The sequence below is a fragment of the Micromonospora sp. NPDC005979 genome, assembly GCF_040614415.1.
Lineage (GTDB): Bacteria > Actinomycetota > Actinomycetes > Mycobacteriales > Micromonosporaceae > Micromonospora.
This window is the reverse complement of the sequence record NZ_JBEXUR010000001.1, coordinates 394,152-412,853: the sequence shown is the minus strand read 5'-3', so window position 1 is coordinate 412,853 and position 18,702 is coordinate 394,152. Positions and strand designations below refer to the sequence as shown.

Genomic DNA, 18,702 nt, shown 5'->3' with positions numbered 1-18,702 from the left:
CCTCCTAGCTGACCACGAGCGGCTGGCCGCCGAACCAGGCCGTCAGTTCCGCGGCGGTGCTCACGCGCGACGGTGGGTGGAAGGCGACCGCGTGCGACGTGGCGGCGAGATAGGCCACCTCGGGCGAGGAGATGAACGCCATCCCACCGAGCAGATCCACCGACCCGCGCACCGCCGTGGCGATCGCGTTCGCGGCGGCGAAGCGCACCACGAGCGCCCGGCCGAGGGCGTCGTTGCCGCCGTCGCCGTCGTCGAGGCTCCGTGCCGCGCCGTCCAACATGATCGCCGCGCCCTGCACGGCGGTCGCCACGTCCGCCCGCTCGGTGACCGGTCCCCGGCCGCTGGTGATGGCGCGCTCGACCAGCGCCGACGCCACCCCCAGGTAACACGCGGTCACCAGGAGCTGGAACCAGACGAACCCGATGGTCTGCAGGTCGTCGAGCTGGCCGTCGAGCGCGACCTCCGGGTAGACGAACAGGTCCGGATGCACCTCGACGTCGTTGAGCAGCACGGCGTCGGACTCGGCGCCGGTGAGCACCGGCGACGCCCAGAAGGGCTCGATCGTGATGCCCGGCGACTCCGCCGGGATGAGCGCCACACCCAGGCGGGTGCCGCCGTCCTCGGTGGGCACCGCGACGCTGGCGGTCAGCAGGTCCATCGAGGCGGAGAGGCTGCACGGGCGCTTCGCTCCGGTGACCCGCCAGTTCCTGCCGTCCCGCCGGGCGGTCATGGTTGGCGTCAGGATGCCGCGACCGGCGTGCCCCTCGGCGAAGCCGGACGCGACCAGCCGGCGATCGGTGGCCACCGCCTCGAGCAGCATCCACTCGAACCCGACGTTCGCCCGGGCCAGGGCCACCAGGCCGGCGACCGAGAACTGGTGCATCGTGGTGGCGACCGCCAGCGACGGCGCCTGCGCGGCCAGGGCGCGGGTGACCCGCACGGTCTGGAGGGCGGACGCGCCGAGCCCTCGGTAGGTCTTGGGCACCACCAGACCCGCGCCCCCCGCCTCCCGGAAGAGGGCGATGCCCGGCCCACCCGGGCGTTCCAGCTCCATCAGGGGAACCTCGCCGAGCCTCTTGAGCAGGCCCGGAAGCAGCATCTCGCAGGTGTCCCGCTCGGTGTCGAGAAAACTCATGCGGCCAGGCCCTCCCGCTCGGCACGCAGCGGGGAGGCGAGGGCCGCCCGCCGGGGTTGGACGTCGCGGCCGATGCTGATGCCCTGCAGGTGCGACGTACGCAGCATTGGATAGTTGCTCTCGCCCCCCGGGCCGCCGGTCAGGCCGGCGCCACCGTGGGTGGACAGGTACGGGACGAACCCGATGTGCGAATCGTTGATCTTGAGTAGGCCACCGTTGTGCACCCGGGCCACGAACTGCTCGACCGTGGACTCGTCGCCGGTCCAGACCGAGTTGCGCAGGGCGTACTCGTTGGCGTTGAGGAAGTCGATGACGTCGTCGAGCAGGCCGTCGCCGTGGTCCGGGTCGGGCACCACCACCGGCAGCAGCGGGAAGAAGGTCTCCCGGGCCACCGCCCACACCGCCCGGGCGTCGGCCAGGCCGTTGACCCGCAGAACGGTCGGCTCGACGAACACCCCGGTGGACGAGATCGAGCCGTCCAGCTCCATCCGGTTCCCACCGGCGAGCACCTCGGCGCCGCACTCGGTGGCCTGCTCGACGTACCGGGCGAACTGGTCACTCTTGAGCACCGGTGACAACAGCACGTCCGGGTCCTCGGGATGACCGGGCCGGATCTTGCGGGCGTGGCTGATCAGGCGGGCCAGCAGACGGTCCGCGATCGCCGGGTGGGCCACTACGTAATTGGGAACCATGCAGATCTGCCCGGACCCGAAGAAGCTCTCGGTGAGCGCTTCGGCGGCACGGTCGAGATCGGCGTCGTGCCACACCACGCAACCGTCGTTGCCGGCCAACTCCAGGATCGGCTTCTTGCCGCGGCGTACCGCCTCCGCGCCGAGCGGGATGCCGAGTTCGCTGCTGCCGAAGTAGAAGATGTCGTCGACGAGCGGGCTGGCCAGGAACTGGTCGAGGATCCGCTTGGGCGGGCCGCAGACCACGTTCAGGGTGCCGGGTGGGGCACCCACCTCGTCGAGGATCGGCGCCACGATCTCGCGCAGCACGAACATCACGCCGTAGGGGCTCCCGCGCGGCGCCTTGACGACGAGCGCGTTGCCGGCGGCGAGCGCGGGCACGCCGAGCAGCGAGTTGACCGCCGCCGCGTTCTGCGGTGGGCTCAGCGCGACCACGCCGTCGGGCTTGCGTACCACCAGTAGGCGCCGGTTCGCGTCGTCGTACTCCCGGTGCATCTGCTCCGCGCACAGCCCGATCGTCTCGGGGCTGGTGCCGTGCAGGCACCCGGCCAGCTCCCACTCGGCGAGCGCGCGGGGGTGCCCCTCCTGGACGAGGACCTCCACCACCTCGTCGTGCCGCCGACGCAGCTCCTCGTGGAGTCGGTGCGCCACCTGGAGGCGTACCCGAAGGGGCATCGCGCCCCAGACGGGCGCCGCCGCCGCGGCGGCCTGGATGGCCTGCTCGACGACGGCGTCGTCGGCCACCGCGCAGCGGGCCAGGACGCTGGCGTGGTCGTCGCCGTCGTGGCGACGGCCGCGGTCCAGGTCACGCTTCAGGGAGAGCTGGGGCAGCATGTCGTCGAGCACCGCCGAGGCGCGCAGGCAATGTACCCACTTGTCCGCTGGAACGTCCTGACCTGCGATGTAGGACCCGTACGATCGCAACGTCGCAGCCCCCTCCCATAAGCGAGTCTGTGCTACTAATTCATTAGTCGAGGAACGGTCGAACCATAGATGCCCTCGTTGAAGGGTGTCAACGAACCTTTGAGCAGAGGCAAGATGCCGACACACGACGCGCAAGCGCCCAGGAAGAACCCCATGCGGTGGATTCGGATCGGCTCGGCACTACTGGCCGCGCAGATGCTCGCCCTCGGCGTGCCGGCGTCCGTCGCGCCACGGTGGTTCTTCGACTGGTTCCCGTTCGGCGCGGGTTGGGTGGCCGCCGGTGGCCCGTACAACGAGCACCTGCTGTCCGATCTGGGCTACGCCTACCTGGCGTTGGCGGTCGTCCTCGGGTGGGCGGCCGCGCGGCCGGTGCGGGAGCTGTGTCTCGCCGCGGCGGCCGCGTCGGTTGTCGCGAACACGCCCCACCTGCTGTTCCACCTGGCCCACGCGGGGGCGCTGCCAACCGTCGACAGCGTGGCGGAGAACGCCCTGCTGGCGCTCACCGTCGTGGTGGGACTGGCGGTCTTCTTCGCCGGTTACCGTCTCCCGGGCGGCAACGCCGCCGGGCAGACAACCGCCGATCTCCCGCGCGAGCGGCCGTAGCCCCCACACCGACCGCCCGGACGGGAGTCGTCCAACCGTCAGGATCGGCTGGTCGGCCAGATGCGGCGGGCCGGCCGACCGTCGGCTGCGGGAAGCGGACGCGTCGACTCCCACAACCGCCGCCACTCGGCGGCCTGCGGCCCGGCGGTGGACGCTATGGCGGCGGCCGGCGCGGTCCGCAGTGAGCGGTACCAGCCGACCTCCTCCTCCACCCACAACCGGCCGATCGCTGCGGACATCCGCTCGTGGAACGCCCGCGCCCCCTCCCCCTCGCGGGGCCACAGTGGCCGGCCGTAGCGCACCACGACCGTGCGCCGGCCGGGAACCGGCCAATTCCGGCCGCGCGGCATCGCGCCGAACGTGCCCCGCAGCGCGACCGGCACCGCCGGCACGTTGTGCGTGCAGCACAGGTGCGCGGCGCCCAACCGCATGCCGCTCATCCAGCCGTCGGTGGACCTGCTGCTCTCCGGAAAGAGCAGCAGGCTCCAACCGTCGCCGAGCAGCTTGGTGGCGAGGCTGCGGAGCCGCCGGTCACCCTGCCGCTCGATCGGGAAGGCGTTGAACACCAGCGACGTCACGACGGCGCGCCAGCGCGCGTCGAAGAAGTAGTCGGCGGCGGCCCCGACGGCCAGCCGCCGCGCGAACCGACGGGGCACCGAGCCGAGAATCAACGGCGTGTCCAGGTGACTCGCGTGGTTGGAGACGAAGACGGCGGGCCCCTGCAAACCGTCGAGGTACTCCGTGCCCCGGACGACCGGATGGGTCTGGGTCCAGGCCACCGACTTGAGCACGCCCCGCTGCAGGCCGAAACGGACCGCCCCCGCCGCCCGGGTGCGGGCCCAGGCGGTGGGGAACTCGGAGCGTTCACGGCGGATCTCGTACGGCTCGGCGGAGCGAGGGGTCGTCGCCCGGCCACGCCAGTCGCGGCGGCCGCGCAGCAGCCTCACCTCGTCGATCAGGCGCACGTCGCCTCCCGGGTCATCGGACGTCCGCCAGCGTCACGGGCGGGGCGTGCAGGTAGGTGATGCTCGGGCTCGACCCGACGGTGTCGCGCGCCATCTCCAGCGCGTCGGCGAGCGAGGACGCCGCCCGGAAGCCCATCACCGCCGCCGTCTTCCGGTCGGCGCCCACGAAGATCACGTCGCCGAGGTGCTCCATCGCGTGTGCCCCCCAGTACCACATGTAGAACGGGTGCACGCCGTGGTACGCGTAGCTGGTCCGGTACAGGTGCCGGTACCAGGGGTCCTGCGCGTACTGCTGCTCGTACTTCGCCTCGATCGCCGCCGGGTCGGTCGTCTGCGGCAGGACCTCCTCGAAGAAGTCGATGTAGCTGGGGTGGTGCACGGGGTGGAACTCCTTGGGCATCGGGTGGTAGAAGATGCCGACCCCGCCGCGCCGCACGATGGGCTGGTTGCGGTAGAGGTTGAAGAAGTACCCCAGGCCCAACGACATCACCAGGATCGGGTTCATGATCGAGTTGACGTTGTACGGGCAGATGAAGGGCAGGCCCCACACGCCGATGTCACTCTGACCCTGTACCTCGGTGAGCTGCTGACGGTGCACGTTGGCGAGCGTGAGCGGGTGGACCGAGTCGGGACGGCCCGCGTTGACCCCGGTCACCCCGTACGGCGCGTCGTTGTTCTGCCAGACGCGTCGGCGCAGCTTGGGTGGTGTCAGGTCGTTGGCCCGCTTGGTGGCCAGGTAGGAGAGCTGGTCGCCGATCCCCCACTCCCATTCGCGCTTGTTGAGGAAGCCGACCTGGTTGGGGAACGAGTCGAGGTTGAGGGTGGTCTCGACCGTGAAGACCTTGACCGCCTCGCCCAGCACCTCGGCCATCCGGTCGTACGAGTGGTGCATGGCCGAATTCGGCGGGTCGTTGAAGGAGCGCGAGTGGCGCAGCGTGTGGACGTTGTGGTGGTGGCGCAGACTCCGGTAGGAGCCGAGACCCACGGTCACCGACTTGCTGCCGCCGCTCATCGCGGTGAGGTTGATGTTGGCGTACACGATGAGATCGCTCTCGGCCGCCCGCCGGTTGATCTCCACGTCCTCGCCGTGCGGGGTGGTGCCGAGGTGGACCAGACCATCCGGATCCTCGGCGTCATGATTCTTCAGGTGCTTGGGGAAGAACGCCCGGAAGACCCGCTCGCCGACGATCCGCTTCAGCTCGGCCGGCGTCATCCGCCGGTGCAGCGAGTTCGCCGCGATCAGCTCGACGTCGTCCACACCGGCCTCGGCGGCGAGCTCCAGCACGTTCTCGATCACCCGCTGCCGGATGTCCGGTGGGCGCATCTGCGGCAACGGGAGCGACAGGTCGTCGAAGACGATCGTCAGTCGCATCCCGGGGCGGAGCAGGTCGGGCAACGGCGGCGAGTCCACCGGGTGCAGCAGCGCGCGCTGGATGGCGGCGTCGACGTTGGCGATGGGCGGAAGCGAGTCCGGCGGGTACACCACCCGCGTGCCGAGCGGGAACCGCTCGAGGAGGAAACCCTCCCCCTGGTGGACGAGCAGCGGCGGCGTACGCTCGTCGACCTCGAGCACGAAGCCAGGTCTGCTCATGAATTGTCCTTTCGTCGTTCCGGCTCGTGCGTGTGCGTCGGGCTGCTGGGTCAGTTGCGGCTGGGGTCGAAGGCGACCTTGACGGCGCCCAACTGCCCAGCCTTGGCGGCGTGGCCGAGCGCCTCGCGCCACCGCGACAGCGGGTAGATCGCGTCGACGTAGCCGTCCAGGGGCGCCTCGGCGGCCAGCGCCATGGCCTCGGCGAACGTGCCGCCGACGGGCTCGTCGGCCTCCTGCGCGTCGCCGTCGGGCTCGGCCTTCGGGCTCGCCGCCGCGCTGCCGCTGGAGGCGTACGACCCGACGAGGTTCAGCTCCCGGAACCACACGGGTGTCAGGTCCACCCCGCCGGAAGGCATCCCGGACAGCAGCACCGTGCCGCCGGCCCGGACCAGCCGCAGCGCCATGTCCAGGCCGGCACCGGCCCCGGTGCACTCGAAGGCCACGTCCGCCCCGCCGAGGAGGAAGTCGCCGCCGATCATGGGTTGTTCCAGCGTGCCGCCACAGGCCCGCCGTACCGCGCGGGCCGCGCGGGACGGCTGGAACACCTCGGTGGCTCCGAGCTCGCGGGCACGGGCGTGCTGGTGCGCGTGCTTGGCCACCACGTAGATGGGGCCGGCCTTGGTCAGTGCACGCAGCGCCAGCAGGGTCAGCAGGCCGACCGTGCCGGCGCCGACGATCAGCACCGCCGCCCCGGCCGGCACCTGCGCCCGATGGACCGAGTGCACCGCGCAGGCCAGCGGCTCCACGAGCACCGCCCGGCGGTCGTCCATCGTGTCGGGTACGGGATGCAACTGGGCCGCGTGCGCGACCATCTGCCGGCCCCAGCCTCCGCCGGTGTCGGTGCAGTAGCCGGTCTGCAGGCCGGCGGAGACACGACCGGCGGTGACCCGGTCGCACCGGCTGTGCTGCCCCGCGACACACCACCGGCAGGGCTCCCCGCCGCGTACGGCGCAGGACAGCACCGGGTCGACCACGACGCGGCTGCCCTTGGGCAGGTTGGGTAGGTCGTCCAGGGTCTCCGCGACCACCTCGTGCCCGGGCACGAAGGGCATCGACACGACCGCTCCGAAGTACGGCGACGAGCGGCCCGTCAGCAGGCTGACGTCCGAGCCGCAGATCCCGGAGAGCAGCGGTCGCAGCCGGGCCCAGTCGCCCGACGGCAGGCTGGGCTCGGCCCGGTGCACCAGGCGCAGGGGCGCCACGTTGCTGGCGAGCACGCCGGACATCCGGCCACCGAGTTTGGTGGAGCTGGCGCCCCGGGCGGCGAGGAAGCGGGGAGTCGACTGGCGGTATTCCAGGGCCGGCATCATCGGGCCGCTCCCCGCGCGCCGGGGCCGGCGGCCGAGGTGGTCAGCTCGACCATGTTCTCGACCGCGCCGACCGTGTGCCCGCCCCACTCCTCGATGCGCCAGTTCTGGCGCTTCGCGTGGCGGTACAGCTTGGGATCGGGGTTGACGGCCACCGGGTTGCCCACCCCCTCGAGAAGTGATCGGTCGGAGAAGCTGTCGCCGTACGCGTACGAGCTGCGCAGGTCTGCGCCGATGTCGTCGGCGTGGTGGCGGAGCCAGGCCAGGCGGGCCTCGCCCACCAACGGCGGTGCGGCCAGGAAGCCGGTCAGGACGCCGTCGCGCACGTGCAACCGGCTCGCGACCACGTCGTCGAAGAGCGGTCGCAGCGATTCGATGAGGATGTCCGCGGTGCCGGTGATCAGGATCGTGCGGTGGCCGGCCGCACGGTGGGCGCGGATCTGCCGGATCGCCTCCGGCAGCGCCCGCCGCAGCAGCGCGTCACCCATCCGCTCACGGATCAGCTCGCGCAGCGCCTCCTCGGAGGCGCCCGCGTACCGCCGCATGAAGGTCCGGATGAACTCGCCCCGGCTGCGCTGCTCGGCGCGCAGGTAGCGCGGCGCGGCGCCGGCGAGCGCGGCGAACTCCTTGGCCCAGCCGCCCTTCGGCCGGTCGGACAGGCGGGCCCACAGGAAGGTCTCGATGAGGTTGGACGCCACCACCGTGCCCTCCAGGTCGAAGACCGCCACCGTGTCGCGGCCCTCGGGCAGCGGCCCGCGCCCGCCGGAGCGGGGACGCCGGGTCACCGACTGCCGCAGCAGCGCGGTGATGGCCGGGCAGTGCACCTCCTGGAGGTAGTGCGGCCAGTCCACCTCGGCCACGTCGAAGCTGCCCCGGCTGACCATCTCCTCGGGCACCTGGCGGTGCAGCGCCAGCACGTTGCCGTCGGTGTAGATGGCCTCGACCTCGGTGTAGACCCCGTAGAGGTCGGACAGTCGGCGAAGCGACTCGATCCGCTTGGTCTCCTTGTGCACCTTCGTCATCCAGTCGCGGGTGCGCGGCGAGGCCGGCAGCCGCAGCAGCGCCCGTTCGGCGAGTGAGACGGCACGCTCGCCGGCGCGCAGCCGGCGCTCGATCTGGCTCGCGCCCGGAAAGCGCCAGGTCGGCACCGCGATGTGACCCCGACCCGCCTCCGGCAACGGATGACGGCGGAAGTAGTTGCGAATGTTCTCGTCGAGCTGGCGCTGGGTGAGCGGGTTCCGCGCGCCGGTGCCGACGTGGTAGTAGACCGGCGCGGCGGGCTCCGGCTCGACGGCCGCGACCGCCAGCAGGGCGTTGGTGACCAGGTCGATGGGGACGATGTCCACCACCGCGTCGGGCAGGCCGGGAAAGTCCGGAAGCGTTCCGCGCCCGTACGACAGGATGATCGGGTCCACCATCTTGAAGGAGTCGAACCACCCGGGGAACGGATGACGCAGCGCGCTCTGCACGATCGCCGGGCGCACCACGGACAGGCGCAGCCCCTCGTCGCGGGCGTACTGCTCGGCGACCCGCTCCCCCAGCGCCTTGGTGAACGTGTAGACGTCCGGCCAGCCGACGCTGTGCGCACGCAACCGGCCGTAGTCGACAAGTCGCTCGGTCACCTTGCGACGCCGCGCCTCCTCGGCGGCCCGCGCCGTCGCCTGCGGGCCGGCCTTGCCGTGCTCGGCGCGGGCCTCGGCCAACAGCGCGCGCAGCGCCTCGGGGCGGCGGGAAGCGCGCTCCACCTCGGCGCGGGCGGCCCGCGCGGCGGTCAGCTCGGCCTGCCAGTCGACGTCGTGGTCCAGCGGAGCCTCCGGCACCACGCCCTTGCGGGCGCCGGCCACGTACGCCGTGGAGACGTGGACCACGTGCGGACGTCGCGGCAGCGCGACGACCGCGTCGTAGAGGTTGACCAGACCGCCGACGTTGACCTCGAACGCCTCGTCGATCGGCGGATCGAAGGACACGGTGGACGCGCAGTGCAGGACGGCGGTCAGGTCGTCCGGCAGCGCCGGGACCGAGCCGGTGAGATCGCCCTCGAGAACGCTGACCCGCTCGGCCAGCAGCTGCGTGAGCGCCGGCCCGCCGATCCGGCGGCGCAGCGTGCGGAACACCGGCTTGCGCCCCAGCCCGGCGACGCGGTCGGCGCCCGACGTCGCGCCGCGCCCACGCACCAGCACCGTCACCCGGGTGTTGGGGTGGTCGGCGAGCAGCCGCTCCAGCGCTGCCTGCCCGAGGAACCCGGTCACCCCGGTGAGCAGGACGTGGGCACCATCGAGAGACCAGTTCGGCGTGGCGGGTCGGTCACCCGGGTTGTAATTCACCAGATGAGGATAGCGTCAAACGGGCCGCGCGTCAGCCCACCGATTCGCGGAAAAAACGACGCCGCCGGTCAGCGCCAGCGGTCCGGATCGTCGAGCAGCTCGTTCATCGATCCGGACCGGAACGCCTCGACGGTGAGCGGCACGTCGGGGAATCCGGCCGCGCGGATGGCGGCGGCGAGCCCCTTGTCGGCGCGCGCCCGCTCCACGATGGGCGCGTCGACCTCAAGGCGGACGCCGTCACCCAGGTCACGGACCCGCAGGTCGACCACCCCGTGCGGGTCCAACAGGCGACGGGCGGCCAGCTCGGCCAGCTCCACCCTGGCCAGTCGGGCCGGCGAGATGGGCACCCCGAACGCGATCCGACTCGCCAGGCACGCGGCGGCCGGCTTGGCGGCCGTGTCGAGCCCCCAGAGCCCCGCTATCGCGCGTACCGCCGGCTTGTCGAGCCCGAGGTCCGCGAGCGGCGTGCGGGCCGCGCGCTCGGCCGCGGCGGCGATCCCGGGCCGGAAGCCGGCGGCCAGGTCCGAGGCGTTGGTGCCCGTCACCACTGTCGTGAATCCGAGCCGGTCGGCCAGCTCGCGCACGGTGTCGATGAGCGTGCTCTTGCAGAAGTAGCACCGGCGCGGGCCGTTCTCGCGGTAGCCCTCGACCTCCAACTCGCGGGTGCCGAGCACGTGGTGCGCCACGCCGAGCCGGGCGCAGAAGTCGCGGGCGGCGGCGACCTCGGCGGCAGGGACAGCGGCCGAAACCGCCGTCACCGCAGCGACATCGGCCGGTTCCAGAGCCCGCGCCGCCGCCGCCACGGCGACGCTGGAGTCCACGCCACCGGAGAATGCGACGAGCGTTTTGCCGTATCGTGTGAATTCCGCGACGAGCTGATCCGCGGCCCCCCAGGCCCATCCATCAGGTCTCACAGCTCGACAGTACTGGAAGGAGCGTGAGGTGTCCGCACCGGAATTCATCGACCTAGGATTCGCACGGATGGACGTGGACCGTCTGTCGCGCACCGGCGACCCCGAAGTGGTGTACGGCGCGGGCAAAACTCCTGAACAGGTGACGGGAGCGATGCGCGCGTTACGCGTCGCCCACCCGGACACCCCGATCCTCGCCACCCGGCTCACCGACGCCGCCATGGCCCGGTGCGTCGACGAGTTCGGCGCCGACGTGGTGGATCCGGTGTCCCGGACCGCGGTGGTGGGCCCCGAGCGCACGCCCGTGGGCACGGTCGCCATCGCCTGCGGCGGCACGAGTGACCTGCCGGTCGCCCGCGAGTGCGCGGCCACCGTGGCCGTCTTCGGGTCCCGGGCGGACCTCGTGGTCGACGTCGGGGTGGCCGGCCTGCACCGGTTGCTCGCCGAGCGGGACCGGATCGCCCGCGCCGACGTGGTGGTGGCCATCGCCGGGATGGAGGCCGCGCTGCCGTCCGTCCTCGGTGGACTGGTCGGCAGCCCGCTGATCGCGGTGCCCACCAGCGTCGGGTACGGCTGGCACCTGGACGGCCTGACGGCCTGGCTCGGCATGCTCAACTCGTGCGCCCCGGGCGTGCTCACCGTCAACGTGGACAACGGCTTCGGCGCGGGCGTCGCCGCCGCCAGGATCGCCCGCCGCACCCCGAGCTGCGCAGACGCGAATGGCTGAGCCGCAGGCGGTTCAGGCAGCACGGACCGCTCTCTGGGTCGACCCCAGCAACGGCGCCGCCGGCGACATGCTGCTGGCGGCGTTGCTCGACGCGGGCGCGAGCCTGTCCGTCGTCGAGCAGGGCGTGGCGCGACTCGCCGTGGAGCCGGTGACGCTGAAACTGGAGAGCGTACGCCGACACGGTCTGCGCGCCGCCCATCTGGTCGTCACGGCACCCGACAGCGGCACCCACCGCGACCTGGCCGCGGTGACCGCGATCATCGCCCGGGCGGCGCTCCCGTCGGCGGTGCACGACTTCGCGGTCGCCGCCTTCAGCACCCTCGCGCGGGCCGAGGCGCGGGTGCACGGCGTACCCCTGGCGGACATCCACTTCCACGAGGTCGGCGCCCTCGACGCGGTGGTCGACCTGGTCGGATGCGCGCTCGCGCTCGCCGACCTGGGGCTGCTCGACGCTCCGATCCGGATGGTCGGCCCGGTCGCGGTCGGCTCCGGCATGGTCCGCACCGAGCACGGCCCGATGCCGGTACCCGTGCCCGCCGTCCTGGAGATCCTCTCCGGCGCGGGCGCACCGATCGCCGCCCATCCGGCCGCGATGGAGCTGTGCACGCCGTCGGGCGCCGCCCTGCTCGCCACGCTGGCCACCGGCTGGGGGCCGCCACCGGCGTTGGTGCCCCACGCGGTCGGGGTCGGCGCCGGCACCCGGGACCCGGCCGGCCACCCGAACATCCTGCGGGTGCTGGTGGGCGCCTCGGCGGCCCCGGGCTCCGACGCCACGCCCTGGGAGGGCGAGCCGCTGCACCGGGTCGACACCACCATCGACGACGTGGACCCGCGGATCTGGCCGGATCTGCTGGAACGGTTGCGGGCCGTGGGCGCGGCGGACGCCTGGTGCACGCCGGTGTTGATGCGCAAGGGCCGACCCGGGCAACTGCTCAGCGTGCTGGCCGCACCGGCGCAGCTCGACCTGGTCTGCCGGCTGGTCTTCACCTACACGGGCACGCTCGGGGTACGGGTGTCCACCGTGCAGCGCCGCCGACTGCGCCGCGACCAGATCGCCATGCCGTACGGCGACACCGCCGTACGGGTCAAACGCGGCTACCTTGGTGACCGTCTGGTCAGCGTGCAACCGGAGTACGACGACGCCCTGGCGGTCGCCCAGCGCGCCGACGTGCCGGTCGCCCGGGTGCTCGACGAGGTACGCGCGGTGGCCCGCGGCGTCGGCCCGTCGCCGGATCCCGGTCCGCTCTCGGAGGCCGGCCCGCTACCGAAGGCGACGACCGCGTGATCTGTCTGATGCCGCACTGCGGCTTCCTCTCCGCCACCTCGCGCATGCTGGAGATCTACCGCGCGCTGCGCCAGCGCGGGGTGGCCGCCCGCATCGCCACGCACGGCGGCACCTACGAGCACGTGCTCCGCGACGTCGGCGTCCCGTACGACATCGTCGGTGAGCGGATGACGCCGCAGCGGTGCGAACGGTTCATCCGCGACGAGATCGGCATGGGCTACGTCGGTCAGAGCATGTACACCGACCGGGAGATGCGCGACTATGTCGCCGCCGAGACCGAGTACTTCCGCCAACACGACATCCGTACGGTCGTCACCGGTTTCACGCTGACCACCCTGCTGTCGACCCGGCTGGCCGGCGCCCGGCTGGTCACCGAGCACGCCGGCAGTTGGGTACCGCCGCTGTTCGAGCGCGGGATGCTGCCGGCGCCGAGCCAAGCGCACTTCGGCCTGCTGCCGTCGCCGCTGCTGCGGTGGTTGTCCAACTCCCTGCCGTCCCGGGTCGGCTTCTACTGCGGCGGGTTCAACCGGCTGGCGGCCGACCTGGGCGTGCCGCGCGTACCCAGCCTCGCCGCGCTCGTCCTCGGCGACCTGGCGCTCATCCCGGAGGTGCCGGAGGTGCTGGGCGTGTCCGCCACGGAGGTGGCCGACTGGCGGCCGGACGGTCGGTCCGGCTATCGGGCGGGCACCCGGCTGCGCTGCGTCGGGCCGCTCTACGCCCGGCTCGACCTGCCGTTGCCGGAGCGGGTCGCTCGTTTCCTCGCCGAGCCGGGGCCGATCGTCTACGTGGCGGTCAACTCGGCCGAGGTCGGCTTCGTGCGGCGGGTGGTGACGACCATCGCCACCCTCCCGGTGCGCGTGCTGGTCGCCGGCACCCACCACGACCTGCACGACATGGCCGGCGACCGGGTCATGGTCGGCGGCGTGCTGCCGAGCCACCTGATCATGCCGGAGGTGGACCTGGCGATCACCGCGGGCGGGCAGGGCAGCGTGCAGACCGCGATGGCCGGCGGCACGCCGGTGCTCGGTTTTCCGCTCCAACCGGAGCAGGACCTGAACCTCGCGCTGCTGGAACGGATCGGCGCGGCACGCCTGCTGGCGCCGAGGCACGTGGGCGCGAGGCTGGCGACGCTCGCCGCGGAGATGCTGGCCGACCCGTCCTACCGCGAGGCGGCCGAGCGGGTCCAGCGCTGGTACGCGGCCACCGACGGGCCCGCGAACGCGGCCGAGGCCATCCTCGCCCTGCACGATGCCGGCGAGGCCGACCCGATCGGCCCCGCCGGCGTCCTCGGTTGATCCCTAGGCGGCCGGCGGGGCGCCCGTGCCCGCCGGCCGGACGGCCGGTCCGGTCGACCACTGCTCCTCGTGGTCGGCCTTGCGCAGGAGTTCGTCGGCGCTGTGCGCGACCCGGGACATCGCCAGGCGCAGCAGCGGGGGCGCCATCATCGACGTGACGATGGCGACGAGGGCGATGATCGTGAAGGTGGCGATGTCCAGGACGCCGAGGCGCAGCCCCACCATGGCGACGACGATTTCGACGACGCCCCGGGCGTTCATGCCGGCGCCGACGGCCAGGGACTCCCAGTGGCCGAGCCGGCTGGACCGCGCACCGAGGTAGGCGCCCGTGAACTTGCCGAGGATCGCCGCCGCGAGGACCACGAAGGCGGCGATCGCCACGTCGCGGTCGAGCAGCACGCCGAGGTCCATCCGCAGGCCGGCGGAGGCCAGGAAGATCGGTGCCAGCACGGTGAGCACGACGGTCCGCAGGGGGGCCAGCACCGCCCGCCGATCCCGGATCGCCTGCCCGACGAGGATGCCGGCGACGAACGCGCCGAACACCGCCTCCATGTGCAGTGACTGGGTGATCGCCGCGCCGGCGAGGACGATGATCACGGCCGTGACGATTGTCGGCCCGGTCTCGGTGGACCGGCCGGCGAGCCGCAACGCTCCACTCACCAGCGGCCGGCCGACGACGATCGCGGCGACCACGAACGCCACCAGCAGCAGCAGGGACAGCGCGACCTGACCCGCGCGCACCCCGACGGTCGCCATGGCCGACACGACCGACAACAGGAACCAGCCCACGGCGTCGTCGACCATGCCGGACGTCATGATCAACTGCCCGACGTCGCGGTGGATGAGCTTCATGTCCGCAAGCGTCTTGGCGATCACGGGGATCGCCGTCACGCACATGGCGACGGCGAGGAACAGCGCGAACACCGGGCGTTCGGTGGTGTCCGGCACGAGGACGGCCGGTGCCAGGTAACCGATCAGGATGCCGAAGCCGATCGGGATGAGCAGACCGCCCAGACTGATCCGGAGAGCCGAGGTGCCACGGCGGCGCACGATCCGGGTGTCCAACTCGATGCCGGCCACCCCCACCAGCAGCAGGACGCCGATCTGGGCGACCGCGTCCAGCAGGTGCATCTGCGCCGGGTCGGCGGGGAACAGCCAGTCGTGGACCGCCGGAGCGGCGTGGCCGAGCAGCGACGGCCCGAGCACCACGCCGGCCATCAGCTCGCCGACGATCGGGGGCAGGCCGAACCGCGCCACCAACCGGCCCAGGCCGAGGCCGAGCAGGAGCAAGGACGCGATCTGGACGAGCAGGATCACGACCTGTCCGCCAGCCAGCGGCATGATGGGTGCGTTCATACCGGCCTCATCTCCGTGATCAGGGCCGCCAGTCGGTCGAGCCCCTGCTCGATCTGCGGTGGCTCCAGCAGGCTGACCGACAGGCGGAGCTGGTGACGTCCACCCCCGTCGGCGTAGAAGTGGTGCATCGGCGTCCACAACACACCGAAGTCGCGGGCGGAGCGCTCCAGCAGCGCGTCGTCCACCACGAACGGCACCGTCACCACGAGGAAGAAGCCGCCACCGGGGGTGTTCCAGGAAACGCCGGCACCCGGCCCGAAGCGCGCGGCCAGGCCGTCCAGCACGTGCCGCAGATTGCGCCGGTACGCGCCGGCCTCCCGCTCGTTGGCGCGTGCGAGGCTGCAGTCGTGCTCGAGCAGCTTGCCGGCGATGACCGCCTGCGCCAACGGCGAGGTGTTGACGGTCACCATACTCTTGATCTTGGAAAGCTCGTCGGCCAGCAGGCCTGTTCCTGCGGGGCCGGCCACCGGCTGATCGGCGACCACGTAACCCACCCGGGCGCCGGGCATTCCGGTCTTGGCGAACGAGCCGAGGTAGACGACCCGACACTCGTCGTCCATGGCCTTGAGCGTCGCGGGGCGGTCGCCGCCCGCGTGGAACAACCCGTACGGATTGTCCTCGATGATCAGCAGGTCGTGTTCGGCGGCCGCGCGCAGCACCGCCAGCCGGGTCTCGGTGTCCAGGCTCGCCCCGGCCGGATTGGCGAAGTCGGGCACAAGGTACAGCGCGCGGGGGCGCTGCCCCGCCGCCCGAGCGTCGCGCACGACCCGGGCAAGGTCGGCCAGGTCGATGCCGCGCGAGCCGTCCCGCACCGGCAGCGTGGTCATGTCGACGAGCGACGCGGCCCCGCGAATGCCCACGTAGTTCGGCGAGACGGCCAGCAGCACGTCGCGGGGGTCGGTCCGCAACGCCCGCAACACGAGGAACATGCCCTCCTGCGCGCCCACCGTCACCACGACGGACTCCGGGTCGACGTCCATCCCCTCGTCGACGGACAGGTTGCGGGCCACCAGGTCGTGCACGATGCCCTTGGTCCGCCCGTACTGCAACAGCGTGCGGTTCACCTGACGTTCGCTCAACCCGTGCTCGTCACGCAGGTGGTCGCAGTAGCGGCGCAGGTACCGATGCACCGCCTCGACCTCGAAGAACTCCTCGTAGGGCCGGCCGGCCGCGAACGACACCGCGTCCGGGAAGCGACCGGCGATCTCGTTGAGGAAGGTCATCGAGTCGAGCACCGGGTCGGCCAGCGAACCGTGCAGGTCGGCCAACGCGATCGGCGCTCGGGCGCCCACCGTGGTCGTCCCCGACCGGCCGGTCACGGGGACCATCCCGCGAGGGCGTCACCGGACGCCTGGCCCCGCCTCGTCGACACCGGCCCGCCACCGGCCACGGTGGTGCCGTGGCCCAGCGCCCGCAGGTCGGCGCAGCCCATCATCGCCATCGCATCCTCCAACTCGGCCCGCAGCAACGAGAGCACCCGGCGGGCCCCGGCCCGGCCACCCACCGCCAACCCCCAGAGAGCGGGCCGGCCCACCAGCACCGCGGACGCGCCGAGGGCCAGCGCCCGCGCCACGTCCACGCCGCTACGGACGCCGCTGTCCAGGAGCACCGCGCACCGGTCGGCCACGGCCGCGACCACCGGCTCCAGCGCCGCGATGCTGGGCACCGCGCCGTCGAGCTGGCGGCCGCCGTGGTTGGACACCACGACCGCGTCCGCTCCGAAGTCCGTCGCGCGCACCGCGTCGTCCGGGTGCAGGACGCCCTTCACGACGATCGGCAGACGCGTCCGTCGCCGCAGCCAGTCCAGATCCCGCCAGGACAGCCTCGGGTCGAACGCGAGACCGGTGTGCACCATCAGCGCCGAACTGTGCAGACCGCCGGAGTGCGCGGGCGCGCCGACCTCCGGCGGCAGGTTGGCGGCCACCACGTCGTCGGGCAGCGTGAACCCGGACCGCATGTCTCGCAACCGACGACCCATTCGGGGCACGTCGACCGTCAACATGAGAGCCCGGCAGCCAGCGGCCTCGGCGCGGGCCACCAGATCGGCGACCAGCCCTCGGTCGCGCAGCCAGTAGAGCTGCATCCAGACCTCCGCCTGCGTGGCGGCGATCCGCTCGACCGGCTCGCTGCTGAGCATGCTGGCGACGAAGACCGCGCCCTCGTCCCGGGCCGCCTCGGCGAGCGCCACCTCACCGTCCGGATGCAGGAGCCGCTGGTAGGCCATCGGCGCCACCCCGACGGGCAGACCCATCGGCGTGCCCAGCAACTCCGTGCCGAGGTCGCAGGTCTCCGTACCCACCAGGACCCGTGGGACCAGGTGCACCCGGTCGAACGCGTCCCGGTTGTCGCGCAGCGTCGACTCGGTGCCGCTGCCCCCGGCCACGTAGTCCCAGACGGGCTCGGTCAGCACCCGCCGCGCCGCCGACGCCACGTCGTCGAGGCAGAGCAGGCCGGCGAGGTCGGTTCCCTGGGCCGCGATGGTGGTCACAGGACGTCGTGGGTCTTGGTCCGCTCCGCCTCGACCGCCTCGTACAGCGCCCGGATGTTCCCGCTGCCGAAGGTGCGCGCACCCAGCCGCTCGATGACCTCGAAGAAGAACGTACGGCGCGGATGGGTGGACCTGGCGAAGATCTGGAACAGCTGGCCGTCGTGGTCCTCGTCGACGAGGATGTTGCGGGACCGCAGCTGGTCCACGTCGTACCGGGCGAGGTCGAGTCGCTGGCCGAGCAGGTCGTAGTAGGTCTCCGGCGTGCGCAGGAACTCCACGCCCCGATCGGTCAACGCCGAGATCGCCGACACGATGTCCGGCGAGCACAGCGCCACGTGCTGCACACCGGGGCCACCGTGCCCCTTGAGGAAGTCGTCGATCTGCCCGGCGGCGGCCGAGGAGTCCGGCTCGATGAGCGTGAGCGTGACCAACCGCGACGGGCTCTGCACCACCTTGGAGAACATCGCCTGGCTGCCGACGAGGATGTGCTCCTCGAACGTCATGTCGAAATCCAGCACGGTGCGGTAGAAGTCGACGGTCGTGTCGAGCGTGCCCGCCTCGAGACAGACGGCGAGGTGGTCGACCACGCCCAGCCCCAGAGCCGGCCCCGCCTCCGGCAGGTGCCCGTCCGGAAGACCGGGCGTCAGGCCGGGCAGCACCGGGCCGGCCGACCCCTCGGGTGGCTGGACGAACGTGTGCGTCACGTCGCCGAAGCCGCCGACCGTGGCCGTGACGAACCCGTCGCGGACGGTGGGTTCCACCACCGCCCGCGCGCCGCGGGACACCGCGACCTCGAACGCCGCCGTCGCGTCCGCGGTACGCATCGCCAGGTCGGCCACGCCGTCGCCGTGCTGCTGCACGTACAGGCTGGCCGGGTGCTCGTCGGTGAGCCCCTCGGTGACCACGAGAACTGTCGAGCCCTGCCGCAGTGCCACCGACACGTGGTCCTCGTCGCGGCGCGAACCGACGACGGCGAAGCCGTACTGGGCGGCGAGCTCGCGTGCGGCCCAGACCGCGTCGGTCACGTGGAATTCGACGTGGTGCACAGCCAGATCGCTGAACACACTGCTGCCCACGCTCACTGATGTCCCCCCTACCGGGG

The 18,702-nt window shown here is 72.3% G+C and carries 14 protein-coding genes and 1 pseudogene; 4 read left to right on the top strand and 11 right to left on the bottom strand.

What is annotated here, in order from left to right; translation table 11 throughout:
* Positions 1 to 4 precede the first annotated feature (4 nt).
* Together ABZ272_RS01695 and ABZ272_RS01690 are read right to left on the bottom strand one after the other, a co-directional pair.
* A complete protein-coding gene (locus ABZ272_RS01695) occupies positions 5 to 1,135 on the bottom strand; it encodes an acyl-CoA dehydrogenase family protein (protein WP_355047952.1) in 1,131 nt (376 codons plus the stop codon).
* Complete coding sequence (locus tag ABZ272_RS01690; RefSeq protein ID WP_355047951.1) at positions 1,132 to 2,670, bottom strand: aldehyde dehydrogenase family protein; 1,539 nt, start codon at positions 2,668 to 2,670, stop codon at positions 1,132 to 1,134. Before ABZ272_RS01690 ends, ABZ272_RS01695 begins: the two co-directional genes overlap by 4 nt.
* A 231-nt stretch (positions 2,671 to 2,901) precedes the next feature.
* On the opposite strand from ABZ272_RS01690, the gene ABZ272_RS01685 reads away from it, so the two are divergent.
* Positions 2,902 to 3,351: a hypothetical protein gene (locus ABZ272_RS01685; protein WP_355047950.1), complete on the top strand. Its 450-nt coding sequence runs from the start codon at positions 2,902 to 2,904 to the stop codon at positions 3,349 to 3,351.
* 38 nt (positions 3,352 to 3,389) lie between these two features.
* Here ABZ272_RS01685 and ABZ272_RS01680 read toward each other — a convergent pair whose 3' ends face one another.
* The 5 genes from ABZ272_RS01680 to larE form a co-directional block, all read right to left on the bottom strand.
* Positions 3,390 to 4,316, bottom strand: coding sequence for a lysophospholipid acyltransferase family protein (locus ABZ272_RS01680; protein WP_355047949.1), 927 nt, complete (start codon positions 4,314 to 4,316; stop codon positions 3,390 to 3,392).
* A gap of 13 nt (positions 4,317 to 4,329) precedes the next feature.
* The gene (locus ABZ272_RS01675) at positions 4,330 to 5,907 is read right to left on the bottom strand and encodes a lactate racemase domain-containing protein (RefSeq protein WP_355047948.1); all 1,578 of its coding nucleotides are present in this window, start codon (positions 5,905 to 5,907) and stop codon (positions 4,330 to 4,332) included.
* Positions 5,908 to 5,957: 50 nt separating this feature from the next.
* The gene (locus tag ABZ272_RS01670; RefSeq protein ID WP_355047947.1) at positions 5,958 to 7,217 is read right to left on the bottom strand and encodes a zinc-binding dehydrogenase; all 1,260 of its coding nucleotides are present in this window, start codon (positions 7,215 to 7,217) and stop codon (positions 5,958 to 5,960) included.
* Positions 7,214 to 9,538 carry an HAD-IB family hydrolase gene (locus tag ABZ272_RS01665; protein ID WP_355047946.1) on the bottom strand — a complete coding sequence of 775 codons (2,325 nt, stop codon included), beginning with the start codon at positions 9,536 to 9,538 and terminating at the stop codon, positions 7,214 to 7,216. Before ABZ272_RS01665 ends, ABZ272_RS01670 begins: the two co-directional genes overlap by 4 nt.
* Positions 9,539 to 9,606: 68 nt before the next feature.
* The gene (gene larE, locus ABZ272_RS01660) at positions 9,607 to 10,500 is read right to left on the bottom strand and encodes an ATP-dependent sacrificial sulfur transferase LarE (protein ID WP_355047945.1); all 894 of its coding nucleotides are present in this window, start codon (positions 10,498 to 10,500) and stop codon (positions 9,607 to 9,609) included.
* Between larE and larB the strand changes: the two genes are divergently transcribed.
* Genes larB through ABZ272_RS01645 form a run of 3 tightly spaced genes read left to right on the top strand, consistent with a single transcriptional unit; the run spans position 10,481 to position 13,756 of the window.
* On the top strand, positions 10,481 to 11,176 hold the full coding sequence (larB, locus tag ABZ272_RS01655; RefSeq protein WP_355047944.1) for a nickel pincer cofactor biosynthesis protein LarB: 696 nt from the start codon (positions 10,481 to 10,483) through the stop codon (positions 11,174 to 11,176). The two genes, larE and larB, sit on opposite strands and share 20 nt — an antisense overlap.
* Positions 11,169 to 12,461 carry a nickel pincer cofactor biosynthesis protein LarC gene (gene larC / locus ABZ272_RS01650; protein ID WP_355047943.1) on the top strand — a complete coding sequence of 431 codons (1,293 nt, stop codon included), beginning with the start codon at positions 11,169 to 11,171 and terminating at the stop codon, positions 12,459 to 12,461. Before larB ends, larC begins: the two co-directional genes overlap by 8 nt.
* The gene (locus tag ABZ272_RS01645) at positions 12,458 to 13,756 is read left to right on the top strand and encodes a nucleotide disphospho-sugar-binding domain-containing protein (RefSeq protein ID WP_355047942.1); all 1,299 of its coding nucleotides are present in this window, start codon (positions 12,458 to 12,460) and stop codon (positions 13,754 to 13,756) included. Before larC ends, ABZ272_RS01645 begins: the two co-directional genes overlap by 4 nt.
* A 3-nt stretch (positions 13,757 to 13,759) precedes the next feature.
* On the opposite strand, the gene ABZ272_RS01640 is transcribed toward ABZ272_RS01645, so the two are convergent.
* The 4 genes and pseudogenes from ABZ272_RS01640 to hppD all read right to left on the bottom strand — a co-directional run bounded on the left by ABZ272_RS01640 (position 13,760) and on the right by hppD (position 18,676).
* Complete coding sequence (locus ABZ272_RS01640; RefSeq protein ID WP_355047941.1) at positions 13,760 to 15,112, bottom strand: cation:proton antiporter; 1,353 nt, start codon at positions 15,110 to 15,112, stop codon at positions 13,760 to 13,762.
* On the bottom strand, positions 15,109 to 16,335 hold the full coding sequence (locus ABZ272_RS01635; RefSeq protein WP_355048245.1) for a PLP-dependent aminotransferase family protein: 1,227 nt from the start codon (positions 16,333 to 16,335) through the stop codon (positions 15,109 to 15,111). Before ABZ272_RS01635 ends, ABZ272_RS01640 begins: the two co-directional genes overlap by 4 nt.
* Before the next feature lie 185 nt (positions 16,336 to 16,520).
* A pseudogene (locus ABZ272_RS01630) lies at positions 16,521 to 17,561 on the bottom strand (alpha-hydroxy acid oxidase); the annotation flags it as partial.
* Positions 17,562 to 17,596: 35 nt separating this feature from the next.
* The gene (gene hppD, locus ABZ272_RS01625) at positions 17,597 to 18,676 is read right to left on the bottom strand and encodes a 4-hydroxyphenylpyruvate dioxygenase (protein ID WP_355047940.1); all 1,080 of its coding nucleotides are present in this window, start codon (positions 18,674 to 18,676) and stop codon (positions 17,597 to 17,599) included.
* Positions 18,677 to 18,702: the final 26 nt, after the last annotated feature.

Excerpts from the sequence above, each read along its gene's own strand:
- ABZ272_RS01695 (WP_355047952.1), bottom strand. The coding sequence starts at position 1,135 with ATGAGTTTTCTCGACACCGAGCGGGACACCTGCGAGATGCTGCTTCCG.
- ABZ272_RS01640 (WP_355047941.1), bottom strand. The coding sequence starts at position 15,112 with ATGAACGCACCCATCATGCCGCTGGCTGGCGGACAGGTCGTGATCCTG.
- ABZ272_RS01675 (WP_355047948.1), bottom strand. The coding sequence starts at position 5,907 with ATGAGCAGACCTGGCTTCGTGCTCGAGGTCGACGAGCGTACGCCGCCG.
- ABZ272_RS01685 (WP_355047950.1), top strand. The coding sequence starts at position 2,902 with ATGCGGTGGATTCGGATCGGCTCGGCACTACTGGCCGCGCAGATGCTC.
- larE (WP_355047945.1), bottom strand. The coding sequence starts at position 10,500 with ATGAATTCCGGTGCGGACACCTCACGCTCCTTCCAGTACTGTCGAGCT.
- larC (WP_355047943.1), top strand. The coding sequence starts at position 11,169 with ATGGCTGAGCCGCAGGCGGTTCAGGCAGCACGGACCGCTCTCTGGGTC.
- ABZ272_RS01635 (WP_355048245.1), bottom strand. The coding sequence starts at position 16,335 with ATGACCTTCCTCAACGAGATCGCCGGTCGCTTCCCGGACGCGGTGTCG.
- ABZ272_RS01670 (WP_355047947.1), bottom strand. The coding sequence starts at position 7,217 with ATGATGCCGGCCCTGGAATACCGCCAGTCGACTCCCCGCTTCCTCGCC.